We start from the raw sequence: 14,620 nt of genomic DNA, 5'->3' as shown, positions 1-14,620 counted from the left end.
AATTTAGCCGGGGAGTATAGCGCCCCGCAGCGGACGACCGGTCAGTGATCATGCCGGCGGCAGCACATCCAGCGGCACTTTCAGTTTGGCGGCCAGGGCCTGGGCTTCCAGATGCCCGGCGGGCGCCAGCAAACGCAATGTCGCGCCCGACTGCGACGCCATTTTCTGTGCTTCGTTCACCAGACGCTCGGCGACGCCACGACGGCGGGTAATTTTTCGTACGCAAAGTTGGGACAAGTGCCAGACGTTCTGGTGCCGTTGCAAACGGGCCGCGCCGAGCAGTCGATCATTGAAGCGTCCGGCGATCAGCGAACCGTCGCCCAGGCAGCCTTCGATGAGCTGCACATCCCCGGAAAACGGGGCGAACAGCCAGTCCGGGGCGTCGCGGTAAATCTTTTGCAGGTCTTGCTGATCCTGATAAGTGGCTTCGTTCAGCGGTTCGACAATGACCGGCATGGCGGCTCCTTCAGTGGTACGAGAACAGATGACTTACATAAAGGTGATATCACTTTGGTTTTTCTGTCACGTACAGATGGTAACCTCTGCCAGTTCGTCCGTCCTTCTGCGACGTGATGTCGCACCAAAATGGAGCTTCACCCTGAAAAAGACAGTCATGCGTGCGCATAAGGCTGGGGGCGAAGAGTGGCTGGCGAACCATACTAATAATTGGGGGATACACAATGACCACGAGCATCACGGCGGACGGCCTCAAAGCCGATCAGCCCGCGTTCCTGTCCAAGGAACGCATCATCGCCAAGCCCGGTTTCAACCGTTGGCTGGTACCACCGGCCGCTTTGGCCATCCACCTTTGCATCGGCATGGCTTATGGCTTCTCGGTGTTCTGGCTGCCGCTGTCCAAAGCCCTGGGCGTGACCAAGGCAGTGGCCTGCGCGCCGGACATGAGCTTCATCTCGCAAGTGTTTTCGTCGCAATGCGACTGGCCGATCTCGATGCTCGGCTGGATCTACACCCTGTTCTTCATCTTCCTGGGCTGCTCGGCAGCGATCTGGGGCGGTTGGCTGGAACACGCCGGGCCGCGCAAGGCAGGCGTTGTATCGGCGCTGTGCTGGTGTGGTGGTCTGCTGATTTCAGCGCTGGGGGTCTATACCCACCAGATCTGGCTGATGTGGATCGGCTCCGGGGTCATTGGCGGTATCGGCCTGGGCCTGGGTTACATCTCACCGGTGTCGACCCTGATCAAGTGGTTCCCGGACAAGCGTGGCATGGCGACCGGCATGGCGATCATGGGTTTCGGTGGTGGCGCGATGGTCGGTGCTCCGCTGGCCGCAGCCTTGATGGGTCACTTCGCTTCGGCAGACAGCGTCGGCGTATGGCAGAGCTTCCTGGTGATGGCCGCGATCTACTTCGTGTTCATGATCGGTGGCGCACTGTCCTACCGCGTGCCGCCAACTGGCTGGAAGCCTGAAGGCTGGACTGCTCCGGCGAAGAAAGCGTCGAACGCGATGATCACTCACCGTCACGTTCACGTGAATGTGGCGTGGAAAACTCCGCAGTTCCGTCTGGTGTGGCTGGTGCTGTGCCTGAACGTATCCGCCGGTATCGGCATCCTGGGCATGGCTTCGCCGCTGTTGCAGGAAGTTTTCGGCGGCAAATTGATCGGTGTTGACTTGCCATTCGGTCAGTTGGACGCGGGGCAACTGGCTTCGATCGCAGCAATTGCGGCCGGTTTCACCGGTTTGTTGAGCCTGTTCAACATTGGTGGCCGGTTCTTCTGGGCGTCGTTCTCGGATTACCTGGGCCGCAAAAACACCTATTTCGTGTTCTTCGCCCTCGGTTTCGCGCTGTACGCGCTGATCCCGAACCTCGGTCACTTGGGCAGCGTCGCGCTGTTCGTGGCGGCGTTCTGCGTCATCCTGTCGATGTACGGCGGTGGTTTTGCGACGGTGCCGGCGTATCTGGCGGACCTGTTCGGTACGCAAATGGTCGGCGCGATCCACGGTCGTCTGCTGACGGCGTGGGCAGCGGCGGGCGTGTTGGGCCCGGTGTTGGTGAACTACCTGCGTGAGTATCAGCTGAGCATCGGCGTTGAACGTGCCGCGGCTTACGACATCACTCTGTACATCCTCGCGGGCCTGCTGGTGCTGGGTTTCATCTGCAACCTGCTGGTGCGTCCGGTGGCCGACAAGTACTTCATGACCGACGCTGAACTGGCCGCCGAACAGGCGCTGGGCCACGACAAGGGTGCTGATGCCAGCACTTCGCTGGAGTGGAAAGCGGCACCTGGCACACGTCCGCTGGCGATTGCTGCGTGGCTGGTGGTGGGGATTCCGTTGGCGTGGGGTGTTTGGGTGACCCTGCAGAAAACTGCGGTCCTCTTTCACTAAGTAAACGCAGTACCCCTGTGGGAGCGAGCCTGCTCGCGATGACGGAGTGTCAGCCACATAAATGTTGGCTGACACACTGCTATCGCGAGCAGGCTCGCTCCCACATTTGTTTTGCGGTGTCCGAAATAGCTTGTATGGACATGTCTATCCCCGACAGCGTCGGGTTCTGTCCGTCAGTCATATCACCTCCCGTGTTTCTGTTTCGCGCCCGCGCCCCTATAATGGCTGCCTTTTTCGCCCAATGATTTTGCGGAGCTGGTGATGGCCGAACGTAAGGCGTCAGTCGAGCGCGACACTCTGGAAACCCAGATCAAAGCCTCGATCAACCTGGATGGCACCGGAAAGGCCCGATTTGATATCGGTGTTCCTTTTCTTGAGCACATGCTGGACCAGATCGCCCGTCACGGGCTGATCGACCTGGATATTGTCAGCAAGGGCGACCTGCATATCGACGACCACCACACCGTGGAAGACGTCGGTATCACCCTGGGTCAGGCCTTCGCCAAAGCCATCGGCGACAAGAAAGGCATCCGTCGTTACGGTCACGCCTACGTGCCGCTCGATGAAGCGCTGTCGCGCGTTGTGATCGACTTCTCCGGCCGTCCTGGCCTGCAGATGCACGTTCCCTACACCCGCGCCACCGTTGGCGGTTTCGACGTTGACCTGTTCCAGGAATTCTTCCAGGGCTTCGTCAACCATGCCCTCGTCAGCCTGCACATCGACAACCTGCGTGGCACCAACACCCACCACCAGATCGAAACCGTGTTCAAGGCATTCGGCCGCGCACTGCGCATGGCCGTAGAGCTCGATGACCGCATGGCCGGTCAGATGCCGTCGACCAAAGGCGTTCTGTAATGCAGACGGTCGCGGTTATCGATTACGGCATGGGCAACCTGCACTCGGTGGCCAAGGCCCTCGAGCACGTCGGTGCCGGCAAGGTCCTGATCACCAGCGATGCCGATGTGATTCGCGAAGCCGACCGGGTGGTTTTCCCTGGCGTTGGCGCGATTCGCGATTGCATGGCGGAGATCCGTCGCCTGGGTTTCGACTCGCTGGTGCGTGAAGTCAGCCAGGACCGTCCGTTTCTCGGCATCTGTGTCGGCATGCAAGCCTTGCTCGACAGCAGTGAAGAGAACGACGGCGTCGATTGCATCGGCCTGTTCCCGGGCGCGGTGAAGTTCTTCGGCAAAGACCTGCACGAGGACGGCGAACACCTGAAAGTCCCGCACATGGGCTGGAACGAAGTGAAGCAGACGGTAAGTCACCCGCTGTGGCACGACATTCCGGACCTGGCGCGGTTCTACTTCGTGCACAGCTATTACATCGCTGCCGGCAATGCGCGGCAGGTGGTGGGTGGCGGTCACTACGGTGTCGATTTCGCCGCGGCGCTGGCCGATGGCTCGCGTTTCGCCGTGCAGTTCCACCCGGAGAAGAGCCATACCCATGGCCTGCAATTGCTGCAGAACTTCGCTGCGTGGGACGGTCGCTGGTAAATGGCCGTCAAGAAGAAGCCGCCGATCCTGACCCTCACTCCCGAGCAGGAGAACGAGGCCAATCACAAGATCAAGCGCTTCATGGAGGATCGCTTCGAGCTGGACCTGGGTTCGTTCGAAGCGGCTGAAATCCTTGAGCTGTTTACCCGCGAAATTGCTCCGCACTATTACAACAGGGCGATTTTCGATGTGCAGACGCACCTCAAAGAGAGGTTCGAAAGCATCGAAAGCGACCTGTGGGCGCTCGAGAAAAACTGATTTTCGAGCGAAGCTGAACAATCGAATTTGAAGGTTTGCCAGATGCTGATTATTCCCGCTATCGATCTCAAGGACGGTGCCTGTGTTCGTCTGCGCCAGGGCCGCATGGAAGATTCCACGGTGTTCTCCGATGACCCGGTGAGCATGGCTGCCAAGTGGGTGGAAGGCGGTTGCCGCCGTCTGCATCTGGTCGACCTGAACGGCGCTTTCGAAGGCCAGCCGGTCAACGGCGAAGTGGTTACCGCCATCGCCAAGCGCTACCCGAACCTGCCGATTCAGATCGGCGGCGGTATCCGCTCCCTGGAAACCATCGAGCATTACGTGAAAGCGGGCGTGAGCTACGTGATCATCGGCACCAAGGCTGTGAAAGATCCGGCCTTCGTCGCCGAAGCCTGCCGCGCGTTCCCGGGCAAGGTGATCGTGGGTCTCGACGCCAAAGACGGTTTTGTTGCCACCGACGGCTGGGCTGAAATCAGCACCATTCAGGTGATCGACCTGGCCAAGCAGTTCGAAGCCGACGGCGTTTCCGCGATCGTTTATACCGACATCGCCAAAGACGGCATGATGCAGGGCTGCAACGTACCGTTCACCGCTGCGCTGGCCGCTGCCACGCGCATTCCGGTCATCGCGTCCGGCGGCATTCACAACCTCGGTGACATCAAGTCGCTGCTCGACGCCAAGGCGCCAGGCATCATCGGCGCGATCACCGGCCGGGCGATCTACGAAGGCACCCTCGACGTCGCTGAAGCGCAAGCTTTCTGCGATTCGTACAAAGGCTGAGGACTGACCATGGCGCTGGCCAAACGCATCATCCCTTGCCTGGACGTGGACAACGGCCGGGTCGTCAAAGGTGTGAAGTTCGAGAACATTCGTGATGCCGGCGACCCGGTGGAAATCGCCCGTCGCTACGACGAGCAAGGTGCCGACGAGATTACCTTTCTCGACATCACCGCCAGCGTCGACGGTCGTGACACCACGCTGCATACCGTCGAGCGCATGGCCAGCCAGGTGTTCATCCCGCTGACCGTGGGCGGTGGCGTGCGTACCGTGCAGGACATTCGCAACTTGCTGAATGCCGGCGCGGACAAAGTCTCGATCAACACTGCTGCGGTGTTCAATCCGGAATTCGTTGGCGAAGCGGCGCAGCATTTCGGTTCGCAGTGCATCGTCGTCGCCATCGATGCGAAGAAAGTCTCCGGTCCGGGCGAAACCCCGCGCTGGGAGATCTTCACCCACGGCGGCCGCAAACCGACCGGCCTCGACGCCGTCGAGTGGGCAAAGAAAATGGAAGGCCTCGGTGCCGGTGAAATCCTGCTGACCAGCATGGACCAGGACGGCATGAAAAACGGCTTCGACCTGGGCGTCACGCGCGCCATCAGCGATGCACTGGGCATCCCGGTCATTGCCTCCGGCGGCGTCGGCAACCTGCAGCATCTGGCCGACGGCATCATCGAAGGCCATGCCAGCGCAGTGTTGGCGGCGAGTATTTTCCACTTCGGCGAATACACCGTGCAGGAAGCCAAGGCCTACATGGCGCATCGCGGCATTGTGATGCGCTAAACATTCCATACAGGCCAGTGGACATCATGGCGGGCTCAAGGCACTCTTGGGCACGCCATGGATTTCGGTAGCCAGACATGCTCAAACGCCTTCTAATTGCCCTCGCCAGCGCTTCTCTATTGCTCGTAACCGGGGCGCACGCTGCAGAAAATCCTGACGCCGACCTGGTGTTGCTGACGGAAAATTTCCCGCCGTACAACATGGCCAGGAATGGCAAGAACTTCGCCCAGGACGAGAACATCAACGGCATCGCCGTGGACATCGTCCGCGAGATGTTCAAACGTGCCGACGTCACCTACAGCCTGACGCTGCGCTTCCCTTGGGAGCGAATCTACAAGCTCGCCCTCGAGAAACCCGGTTACGGCGTGTTCGTGATGGCGCGTTTGCCCGACCGCGAGAAGCTCTTCAAATGGGTCGGCCCGATTGGCCCGGATGACTGGATCATGCTGGCCAAGGCTGACAGCAAGATCAGCCTTGAGTCGCTGGAGCAGGCGCGCAAATACAAGATCGGCGCGTACAAGGGCGATGCGATTGCCGAGACGCTAGCCAAACAGGGGTTGAAGCCGATTGTGGTGCTGCGCGATCAGGACAATGCGAAGAAGTTGGTGAATGGTCAGATTGATTTGTGGGCCACGGGCGATCCTGCGGGGCGGTATCTGGCGCGTCAGGAAGGGGTTAACGGCCTCAAGACGGTACTGCGTTTCAACAGCGCCGAGCTTTATCTGGCGTTGAACAAGGATGTGCCGGACGAAGTGGTGGCCAAGCTCCAGGCCGCGCTGGATCAGCTGCGCAAGGAAGGCGTGGTGGACGACATCATGGCGCGGTATCTCTAGCGTCTGTTAGGGACACCCCTCACTGTAGAGACCGGTACATCCTTTACACTTTTGACCGGGTACATCGTTTACACATTTAACAGGCTTGATACGCGTTTGGCACCGCGTTCAAGCCTGCCTAAAGGGAAAGAGCAAAGGTACAACTCCCACACGCCATCAGCCACCTCCTTCAGCGCGACGTGCTCGTCGATCAGCGCCTCACCCAGAAAGATCAGGGCCCCTTGCCACTTGATCTCACCATTCTTGCGCACCCGCCGTACTTCGACGTCGGCCCCGTATTCGACCGCAGGTAAATAGCCTGGATAAGGTCTGAGTGACGGAAGATAGATATCCGATGGCGTCTTCATCTCCAGCGCCGTATGAGGCCGTGCGTGATTGAAATCCTGTACGAAGTCCTCAAAGGCAAGCTGCTGACGCAGCAGGTTTTCCGCCGGAGGCCTGAGAACGGCAGCCTTTAGCGTGCGGTGCATGCGTTCATGCCGACCGTTCTGATCCGGGCGTCCCGGCTTGATTGTTTCGGGGTGGACACCATGCCTAATGAACCAGACGGACAGCCTGGAAAGGCGGGCCAAGCCTGTCGACGCAAATGGAGCACCGTTATCGGTGCGGATCACATCAGGCATGCCGAACTCCCGGAACGCCCACTCGAAGCCCTGACGCGTAGGTTCACCGTGGGTGCTGGGAAGCGCCCGGCACGCCAGAAGATAGCGACTGGCATGGTCGGTGATGGTCAGCGGATAGCACCAGTGGCCGTCCTGGGTTTTGAATTGCCCTTTGAAATCGGCGCACCAGGTTTGATTGGGTTCGTCGGCCTGACGTAGATGCACTGGCCCATGCGGACGGGGCTGGCGCAGCCGTCGAGGAATCACCAGCCCGGCCTTTTTCAGCCACTCGCCAGCGGTGCTGGCGGCCGGCCAAGCGATCTGCGGCTGGGCATTGCGCAGGCGCTGGATCAGTTGCTTCGGCCCGCGATCCGGGTGCTCGCTTTTCTTCGCAAGCAACGTGGCAATGATTTCATCGCTGGTTTGGTGCGGACAGCTCAGCGGTTTTCGCGAGCGCTCTTTCAAGCCATCTACGCCGCAGGTTGCATACCGATCAAGCCACTTATCGACCGTCGGGCGGCTAACGCCATATCGTCGACTCAGCTGGCTCTTGCTGTAACTGCCGCTAAGCCAGTCATGGATTAATTTCACTCGCTGATCCATCGGGGACTCTCGATTCCAGGGCATGGTCAGTACCTCCTGACCATGATTGATACCTGTAAACCATGTCCCCGGTCTCAAACGTAAAGGATGTACCCGGTTTTTACCCACCCCAGCCCTCTCCCCAAAGGGGAGAGGGGGAAAGGGAGCCGATCTCCAAGGCTTTCAAATCCTGAGGTCGACTCGATATTTCAGGTCGATGTAATTCCCAAGAACACCTCGGTCAGTCCCCTCGCCCCTTGGGGCGGTCCGACGTTTCGGGAGGGTTAGGGTGAGGGGGGCTCTTCAGGCTCTACCGATAAACCCCATCCTTCCCGTGAGCAGCCGTCGCGCGATTGCCGCGCACGCTGATCATCTGTTTGATATCAATCCACTCAATCCCCTGAGCCTTGAGCTTCGGCAACTCCCGCTCCAATACCGCCAATGTCTGCGGATACGGATGCCCGATCATCACCGCCGAACCCTGCCTTCGTGCCAGGTCGATCGCCGTCTGTAGCTGCGTGAAAATCGCCGCTTCGGTGCGCTCATCATCGAGGAACACGTCCCGGGAAACGCTCGCTAATCCAATCTTCTGCGCCTCCGCCGCCGCGACGGTCTGCGCGCTGGTGCGGCTGTCGACGAAGAGCTTGTGCCGACGCTGCAAGTCCGCCATCAACCAGGCCATGGCCGGTCGCTGAGCGGTCATGCGGCTGCCCATGTGATTGTTGATGCCGGCGGTATAAGGCACGACCCTGAGCGCCGCGTTCAGGCGTTTCTCAAGTTCTTCGATGGGCAGCTCGGGATGCCAGGCGAACGGGCCGGTGGCCGGGTCCATGGGCATGTGCAGGATGACGATCTTGCCGGCGCGATGAGCCTCGCGGGCGAATTCAGTGGCGTGGGGCGTGTCGGGCATGATCGCCGCAGTCACCGGCCCGGGCAGGGCAAGCACACGGCGATCCCGGGGCAGGTTCTGCCCCAGGTCATCGATGATCAACGTGAGGTAGGCCTTCTGAGGGGCAGGCGCTGCATGAGCAACACCCGCCAGACAGCACAGCAGGCCGAGGACTAACCGCAGACGCATCTCAGCGGCCGGAGGTGATGCTCAGCCCTTTAAGCAGGCTCAGGGCCTGGGCCAACTGGTAATCGTCATCCTGTGGCATTGCCTTGGCTTTGCTGCTGGAACCGGTCGGTTTGTCGGCGCCGCCGTTGCCATTGCCCAGGTGACCCTGCAGATCGGCTTCCTTGAAGTATTCGCCATCCTGTTCATTGGTGATCTTGGCCTTGCGCACTTCGATGTCCGGCACGATGCCCTGGGCCTGGATCGATCGGCCGTTCGGCGTGTAGTACAGCGCCGTGGTGATCTTCAGTGCGCGATCATTGTTCAGCGGCAGTACGGTTTGCACCGAGCCTTTGCCGAAACTGGTGGTGCCCATGACCACTGCGCGTTTCTGATCCTGAAGGGCACCAGCAACAATTTCCGAGGCCGAGGCGCTGCCGCCGTTGATCAGGGCAACCATTGGCACGGCTTCGCTTTCGTCTTTGCCGGTGGCGGAGAAGCGCAGTTCGGAGTTGGCGATGCGGCCCTTGGTGTAAACAATCAGGCCCTTGGTGATGAAGTGGTCGACCACTTCCACCGCCGATTGCAGCACGCCGCCCGGGTTGTTGCGCAGGTCGAGAATGATGCCGTTGAGCTTCTTGCCGTTGTCCTTGCGCAGCTTGGCCAGGGCCTTGGAGACTTCCTCGCCGGTCTTGACCTGGAACTGGGTGATGCGGATGTAGCCGTAGCCCGACTCCAGCAGCTGTGCCTTGACGCTCTTCACCTGGATGATGGCGCGGGTCAGGGTCACGTCGAACGGCGTGCCGCCGTCGCGGACCAGGGTCAGGGTGATTTTCTGGCCGATCTTGCCGCGCATCTTGTCCACGGCTTCGGTCATGCTCTGGCCGCGAGTCGGCTGGCCGTTGATCTTGACGATGAAATCACCAGCCTGGATGCCAGCCTTGGAGGCCGGGGTGTCATCGATGGGCGAAACCACTTTGATGAAACCGTCTTCGGCGCCGACTTCGATGCCCAGGCCGCCGAATTCGCCGCTGGTGCTTTCCTGCAATTCAGCGAAGTCTTCCGGGCCCAGGTAGGCGGAGTGCGGGTCGAGGTTGCTGAGCATGCCCTTGATCGCGTTTTCCAGCAGGGTCTTGTCGTCCACCGGCTCGACATAGGCTGCCTTGATCCGATCCATGACCTCGGCAAAGGTGCGCAACTCTTCCAGAGGCAGCGGCGCCTTGGTGGTCGCAGCAGTGCCCGCAGGCGCGATCGCCGGGGCCGGTTGAGCGGCGAACGCCAGAGGCGCGCCGATCACCAGGGCGATCGTCAGGGCCAGCGAGGTAAGGCGGGACAAATGCAGCATGTCGAACGAACTCCTGAAGTAGGTGGCGTACTTATCCTTGCGCACGACACCATTGCGCCGGATCACTCGGGTGACCCTGCTGACGAATAGCGAAATACAACGCTGGAGTGTCCTGCCCGCCACTGCTACCGACAGTGGAGATGGACTCACCGGCTTTTACCACGTCACCCGCAGACTTGAGCAGCGTCTGGTTGTGACCATAAAGACTCAAAAAACCGTTGCCGTGGTCGAGAATCACCAGCAGTCCGGCGCCACGCAGCCAGTCGGCAAACACCACGCGACCGCCATGCACGGCGTGTACCTGGCTGCCGGCGGAGGCGCTGATCATCACGCCGTCCCACTTGGTACGGGTATCGTCGCCACGGGATTCACCGAAGCGCGCAAGCAGTCGACCATCAACGGGCCACGGAAGTTTTCCCCGGCTTGAAGCAAAGGGGCCGCCAAAGGTCTCGCCTGAACTTGAAACCAGTGCGCCGGGTGTCGATTTAACGGGTTTGCGTGGGGCATCAGTCGTGGCATCCGCCAGTTCCTGAGCCTCACGTAAACGCTTTTTTTCGGCTTCCTGCTGGGCGATGAGCGCTTTTTGTCGCGCTTCTTCAGCCTCTCGAGCCTGGCGGGCCAGGGTTTCTTCGATGGTTTTAAGGACTTTAGACAGGTCTGCCTGATCCTGCTCGCGGGCGGCCAGCTTCTGGTCGCGGGCCTTCACGTCGTCGCTCAGCTTGGCCAGAACTTGCTGGCGTTCCTTGCGAACCTTGTCGAGTTCGTCCCGCTGGCTGTCGAGGCTGCTTTTCTGCACCAACAATTGCGCCTGCTGCAGGGCGATGTCTTTTTCGACATTGGCCAGTTGGCGCAGGGTTTCATTGAAATTCTTCAACTGCTCCAGACGGGCCTGGCTCAGGTAGTCGTAATAGGTGAGGGTGCGGGCGAATTTTTCCGGGTTCTGCTGGTTCAGCAGCAGTTTCAAGTACTCCTGACGGCCGTTCTGGTAGGCCGCACGGGCCTGAATGGCGATCAGTCTTTGCTGTTCAGTGCGCGCGCTCTGGAGTTTTTTTTTCTCACCATCGAGTCGCTGCAGCTCGGATTCGCTTTTCTTCAGCTCTTTTTGCAGGGCTTCGACCTGTTTCTCGAGCTTGCCCATCTCGGTCTCGGTGCCTTTGAGGTCTTTCTGCACACCGGATTTTTCTTCCTGCAGCTTGCCCAGCAGTTTTTTCAGCTCGGCAATGTCCTGACGCGTGGCGTCCAACTGTTGTTGGGTTTGCGCGCGCTCATCCGCGAAGGCCGGTTGGAGCAGGCAGGTCAGAGCAAGGGCTATCAGGACGCGAAGCATAGAGGCGGGCGACACCAGGGAAAGGGACGGCCTAGTATGCCCGCCAAGCGCCGCAAAAAAAACGCCCAATTGGGGTTGTGTGATAACCGGCCTGCAAAACACTGAAAACCAATGTGGGAGCTAGCCTGCTAGCGAATGCGGTGAGTCAGGCAACATTGATGTTGGCTGACACTCCGCAATCGCTAGCAGGCTAGCTCCCACAGGATTTGGTGGTGTTTGGAAGGTTGAGTTACACCAGAATCGAAGTACCGGTCATCTCAGACGGTTTTTCCATCCCCAGCAACATCAGCATCGTCGGCGCAACATCCGCCAGCACGCCGCCATCACGCACCTTGAAGTCACGCTTGCCGACATAGATGAACGGCACCGGCTCCGTGGTGTGAGCCGTGTGAGCCTGGCCAGTGGATTCGTCGGACATCTGCTCGACGTTACCGTGGTCGGCCGTGATCAGCGCTTCACCGCCAACCTTGTCCAGCGCATCAACGATTCGGCCAACGCACAGGTCCAGGCATTCAACGGCTTTCACCGCCGCATCAAACACGCCGCTGTGGCCGACCATGTCGCCGTTGGCGTAGTTGACCACGATCACGTCGTAACGCTGGTTTTCGATCGCGTCGACGATGCGGTCGGTGACTTCCGGGGCGCTCATTTCCGGCTGCAAGTCATAGGTGGCGACTTTCGGCGACGGGATCAGGATGCGTTCTTCGCCCGGGAACGGTTCTTCGCGACCGCCGGAGAAGAAGAAGGTCACGTGGGCGTATTTCTCGGTTTCAGCGATGCGCAGCTGCGTCTTGCCGTTTTTCGCCAGGTAATCGCCCAGCACGTTGTCCAGGCTGCCGGCGGCGAAGGCCGATGGTGCGGGAATGCTGGCCGCGTATTGGGTCAGCATCACGAAACCGGCCAGTTTCGGCTGGCGGGCACGTTCGAATTCCTTGAAACCGTCTTCGACGAACACGCGGGTCAGCTCACGGGCACGGTCGGCGCGGAAGTTCATGAAGACCACGGCGTCGCCGTCTTCGACTTTCACCGGCTCGCCAATGGAGGTGGCTTTGACGAATTCGTCGCTCTCGCCACGTTCGTAAGCGGCTTGCAGGCCTTCCTGTGCGGTGGCGGCGTTGAATTCGCCGTTGCCGTCGACGATCAGGTTGTAGGCCTGGGACACGCGGTCCCAACGGTTGTCACGGTCCATGGCGAAATAACGGCCGACAATGCTGGCGATCCGGCCTTTGCCGAGGGCCTGGAAGGTCGCGTCGAGCAGCTCGATGGACGACTGGGCGCTTTTCGGTGGCGTGTCGCGGCCATCAAGGAAGGCGTGCAGGTAGATTTTTTCGGCGCCGCGCTTGTAGGCCAGTTCGGCCATGGCGACCAGGTGATCCTGGTGGCTGTGGACGCCGCCATCGGACAGCAGGCCCATGAAGTGCACGGCTTTGCCCGCAGCAACGGCTTTATCCACCGCGGCGCAGATGGTCGGGTTCTCGAAAAACTCGCCGTCGCGGATCGATTTGGTCACGCGGGTGAAGTCTTGATACACCACGCGACCGGCGCCCAGGTTCATGTGGCCGACTTCGGAGTTGCCCATCTGGCCGTCGGGCAGGCCGACGTCCATGCCGCTGCCGGAGATCAGGCCGTTCGGCACAGTGGCCCACAAGCGGTCCAGCACGGGCTTCTTCGCCGCAAACACGGCATTGGATTCAGGGCTCTCACTGTGACCGAAGCCGTCGAGAATAATCAGGACCAAAGGTTTAGGCGTGGTAGTCATGGATTCCGCTCGTTGGCTTAATGAAAAGAGGGGCAATGAAAAAGGGAGTGGCAGTTTAAAGCGAAGTTCCGGCCACGTCACCGCCGGACGGGGTTTGGCCCACCATAGGGGCTGTGTATACTGGCCGACATTTTAACGCCCTGGAACCTCCTTCGATGGTTGCTAACCTGATTCAATTCGCCACTAATCACTATCTGCTCGTCGGTATCTTTGTCGTACTGCTGGCGTTGCTGATCGCTTATCAGATGCAAGGCGGCGGCCGCAGCCTGAGCACCGGTGAACTGACCGGGCTGGTCAACAAGGACGCCGGCGTTGTGATCGACATTCGTCCGGTCAAGGATTTCGCAGCCGGTCACATTGTCGGCGCGTTGAATATTCCTCACGACAAACTGACCGCTCGCATTGCCGAACTGGAAAAGCACAAGGCCAAGACCATTATCCTGGTCGACGCCATGGGCCAGACCGCCGGCACCCATGCCCGCGAACTGATGAAGTCCGGCTTCACCGCCGCCAAGCTGTCCGGCGGTATTTCCAGCTGGAAAGGCGACAACCTGCCGCTGGTGAAGTGATATGAGCAACGTCGTCGTCTATTCCAGCGATTACTGCGGTTATTGTTCCCGGGCCAAGCAATTGCTCCAGAACAAAGGCGTGGCCTTCGAAGAGATCAAGGTCGATGGCAAGCCGCAGGTGCGTGCCGCCATGGCCCAGAAAGCCGGACGTACGTCCGTGCCGCAGATCTGGATCGGCGAGCGCCACATTGGCGGCTGTGATGATTTGTTTGCCCTTGAGCGCGCCGGCAAGCTCGACGCCATGCTCAAGGCCTGAATGCCTTCCCTATAAGACCCCAAGATCAGAAAGGATCTGAGATGACTGACCAACAGAACACTGCAGCTAGCGAAGAAGAAACCGCACCGCAATTCTCCTTGCAGCGCATCTACGTACGTGACTTGTCGTTCGAAGCCCCTAAAAGCCCGGCTATCTTCCGCCAGCAGTGGGAACCGAGTGTCGGTCTGGATCTGAATACTCGTCAAAAGGCGCTGGAAGGCGACTTCCACGAAGTCGTGCTGACCCTGTCCGTGACCGTGAAAAACGGTGACGAAGTGGCGTTCATCGCTGAAGTGCAACAAGCCGGGATCTTCCTGATCAAGAACCTGGACGACGCTTCGATGAGCCACACCCTCGGCGCGTTCTGCCCGAACATCCTATTCCCGTACGCTCGCGAAACCCTGGACAGCCTGGTGACCCGCGGTTCGTTCCCGGCCCTGATGCTGGCTCCGGTGAACTTCGACGCGCTGTACGCACAAGAACTGCAACGCATGCAGGCGGCTGGCGAGACTCCGACCGTTCAATAAGCGGTCTCAAGCAGCAAAGCAATATCAATGTGGGAGCGAGCCTGCTCGCGATCGCGGTGTGTCAGTCGACATTAATGTTGTCTGACACACCGCTATCGCGAGCAGGCTCG

General features: G+C 59.9%; 16 protein-coding genes. 10 read left to right on the top strand and 6 right to left on the bottom strand.

Features of this window, described 5'->3' with window-relative positions; translation table 11 throughout:
• Positions 1-48: 48 nt before the first annotated feature.
• The gene (locus ACRC4F_RS23830) at positions 49-456 is read right to left on the bottom strand and encodes an acetyl-CoA sensor PanZ family protein (RefSeq protein ID WP_438661566.1); all 408 of its coding nucleotides are present in this window, start codon (positions 454-456) and stop codon (positions 49-51) included.
• A gap of 224 nt (positions 457-680) precedes the next feature.
• On the opposite strand from ACRC4F_RS23830, the gene ACRC4F_RS23825 reads away from it, so the two are divergent.
• The 7 genes from ACRC4F_RS23825 (at position 681) to ACRC4F_RS23795 (ending at position 6,489) form a co-directional block, all read left to right on the top strand.
• Positions 681-2,345 carry an OFA family MFS transporter gene (locus ACRC4F_RS23825; protein ID WP_438661565.1) on the top strand — a complete coding sequence of 555 codons (1,665 nt, stop codon included), beginning with the start codon at positions 681-683 and terminating at the stop codon, positions 2,343-2,345.
• Positions 2,346-2,606: 261 nt separating this feature from the next.
• Positions 2,607-3,200 carry an imidazoleglycerol-phosphate dehydratase HisB gene (hisB, locus tag ACRC4F_RS23820; RefSeq protein WP_003218037.1) on the top strand — a complete coding sequence of 198 codons (594 nt, stop codon included), beginning with the start codon at positions 2,607-2,609 and terminating at the stop codon, positions 3,198-3,200.
• Entirely contained in the window at positions 3,200-3,838 is a 639-nt protein-coding gene (hisH, locus tag ACRC4F_RS23815; protein WP_438661564.1) for an imidazole glycerol phosphate synthase subunit HisH, read from the top strand. The genes hisB and hisH overlap by 1 nt, the downstream gene beginning before the upstream one ends.
• On the top strand, positions 3,839-4,096 hold the full coding sequence (locus ACRC4F_RS23810; RefSeq protein WP_008024930.1) for a DUF2164 domain-containing protein: 258 nt from the start codon (positions 3,839-3,841) through the stop codon (positions 4,094-4,096).
• A 42-nt stretch (positions 4,097-4,138) separates the two neighbouring features.
• Entirely contained in the window at positions 4,139-4,876 is a 738-nt protein-coding gene (hisA, locus tag ACRC4F_RS23805) for a 1-(5-phosphoribosyl)-5-[(5-phosphoribosylamino)methylideneamino]imidazole-4-carboxamide isomerase (RefSeq protein ID WP_010464588.1), read from the top strand.
• A 9-nt stretch (positions 4,877-4,885) separates the two neighbouring features.
• Positions 4,886-5,656, top strand: coding sequence for an imidazole glycerol phosphate synthase subunit HisF (gene hisF, locus ACRC4F_RS23800; RefSeq protein WP_007972752.1), 771 nt, complete (start codon positions 4,886-4,888; stop codon positions 5,654-5,656).
• 77 nt (positions 5,657-5,733) lie between these two features.
• Positions 5,734-6,489 carry a substrate-binding periplasmic protein gene (locus ACRC4F_RS23795; RefSeq protein WP_438661563.1) on the top strand — a complete coding sequence of 252 codons (756 nt, stop codon included), beginning with the start codon at positions 5,734-5,736 and terminating at the stop codon, positions 6,487-6,489.
• 68 nt (positions 6,490-6,557) lie between these two features.
• Here ACRC4F_RS23795 and ACRC4F_RS23790 read toward each other — a convergent pair whose 3' ends face one another.
• The 5 genes from ACRC4F_RS23790 to gpmI all read right to left on the bottom strand — a co-directional run bounded on the left by ACRC4F_RS23790 (position 6,558) and on the right by gpmI (position 13,158).
• Positions 6,558-7,718 carry an integrase core domain-containing protein gene (locus ACRC4F_RS23790; protein ID WP_438661562.1) on the bottom strand — a complete coding sequence of 387 codons (1,161 nt, stop codon included), beginning with the start codon at positions 7,716-7,718 and terminating at the stop codon, positions 6,558-6,560.
• Positions 7,719-7,983: 265 nt separating this feature from the next.
• A complete protein-coding gene (locus ACRC4F_RS23785; protein ID WP_438661561.1) occupies positions 7,984-8,751 on the bottom strand; it encodes a divergent polysaccharide deacetylase family protein in 768 nt (255 codons plus the stop codon).
• A 1-nt stretch (position 8,752) separates the two neighbouring features.
• Positions 8,753-10,072 (bottom strand): S41 family peptidase, encoded by a 1,320-nt coding sequence (locus tag ACRC4F_RS23780; RefSeq protein ID WP_438661560.1) that lies wholly within the window; start codon positions 10,070-10,072, stop codon positions 8,753-8,755.
• Positions 10,073-10,103: 31 nt separating this feature from the next.
• Positions 10,104-11,399: a murein hydrolase activator EnvC family protein gene (locus ACRC4F_RS23775; protein WP_438661559.1), complete on the bottom strand. Its 1,296-nt coding sequence runs from the start codon at positions 11,397-11,399 to the stop codon at positions 10,104-10,106.
• Between the two features lie 229 nt (positions 11,400-11,628).
• Complete coding sequence (gene gpmI / locus ACRC4F_RS23770) at positions 11,629-13,158, bottom strand: 2,3-bisphosphoglycerate-independent phosphoglycerate mutase (protein WP_438661558.1); 1,530 nt, start codon at positions 13,156-13,158, stop codon at positions 11,629-11,631.
• A gap of 155 nt (positions 13,159-13,313) precedes the next feature.
• On the opposite strand from gpmI, the gene ACRC4F_RS23765 reads away from it, so the two are divergent.
• From ACRC4F_RS23765 to secB, 3 genes are read left to right on the top strand one after another with little or no spacing between them, the layout of a single operon-like run.
• On the top strand, positions 13,314-13,727 hold the full coding sequence (locus ACRC4F_RS23765; RefSeq protein WP_438661557.1) for a rhodanese-like domain-containing protein: 414 nt from the start codon (positions 13,314-13,316) through the stop codon (positions 13,725-13,727).
• A gap of 1 nt (position 13,728) precedes the next feature.
• Entirely contained in the window at positions 13,729-13,983 is a 255-nt protein-coding gene (gene grxC, locus ACRC4F_RS23760; RefSeq protein ID WP_438661556.1) for a glutaredoxin 3, read from the top strand.
• Between the two features lie 41 nt (positions 13,984-14,024).
• On the top strand, positions 14,025-14,510 hold the full coding sequence (gene secB / locus ACRC4F_RS23755) for a protein-export chaperone SecB (RefSeq protein WP_007949026.1): 486 nt from the start codon (positions 14,025-14,027) through the stop codon (positions 14,508-14,510).
• Positions 14,511-14,620 lie beyond the last annotated feature (110 nt).

It is taken from the genome of Pseudomonas sp. (genome assembly GCF_051660785.1).
Lineage (GTDB): Bacteria > Pseudomonadota > Gammaproteobacteria > Pseudomonadales > Pseudomonadaceae > Aquipseudomonas.
The sequence above is the reverse complement of the archived record's forward strand: the minus strand, read 5'-3'. Positions and strand labels throughout refer to the sequence as shown.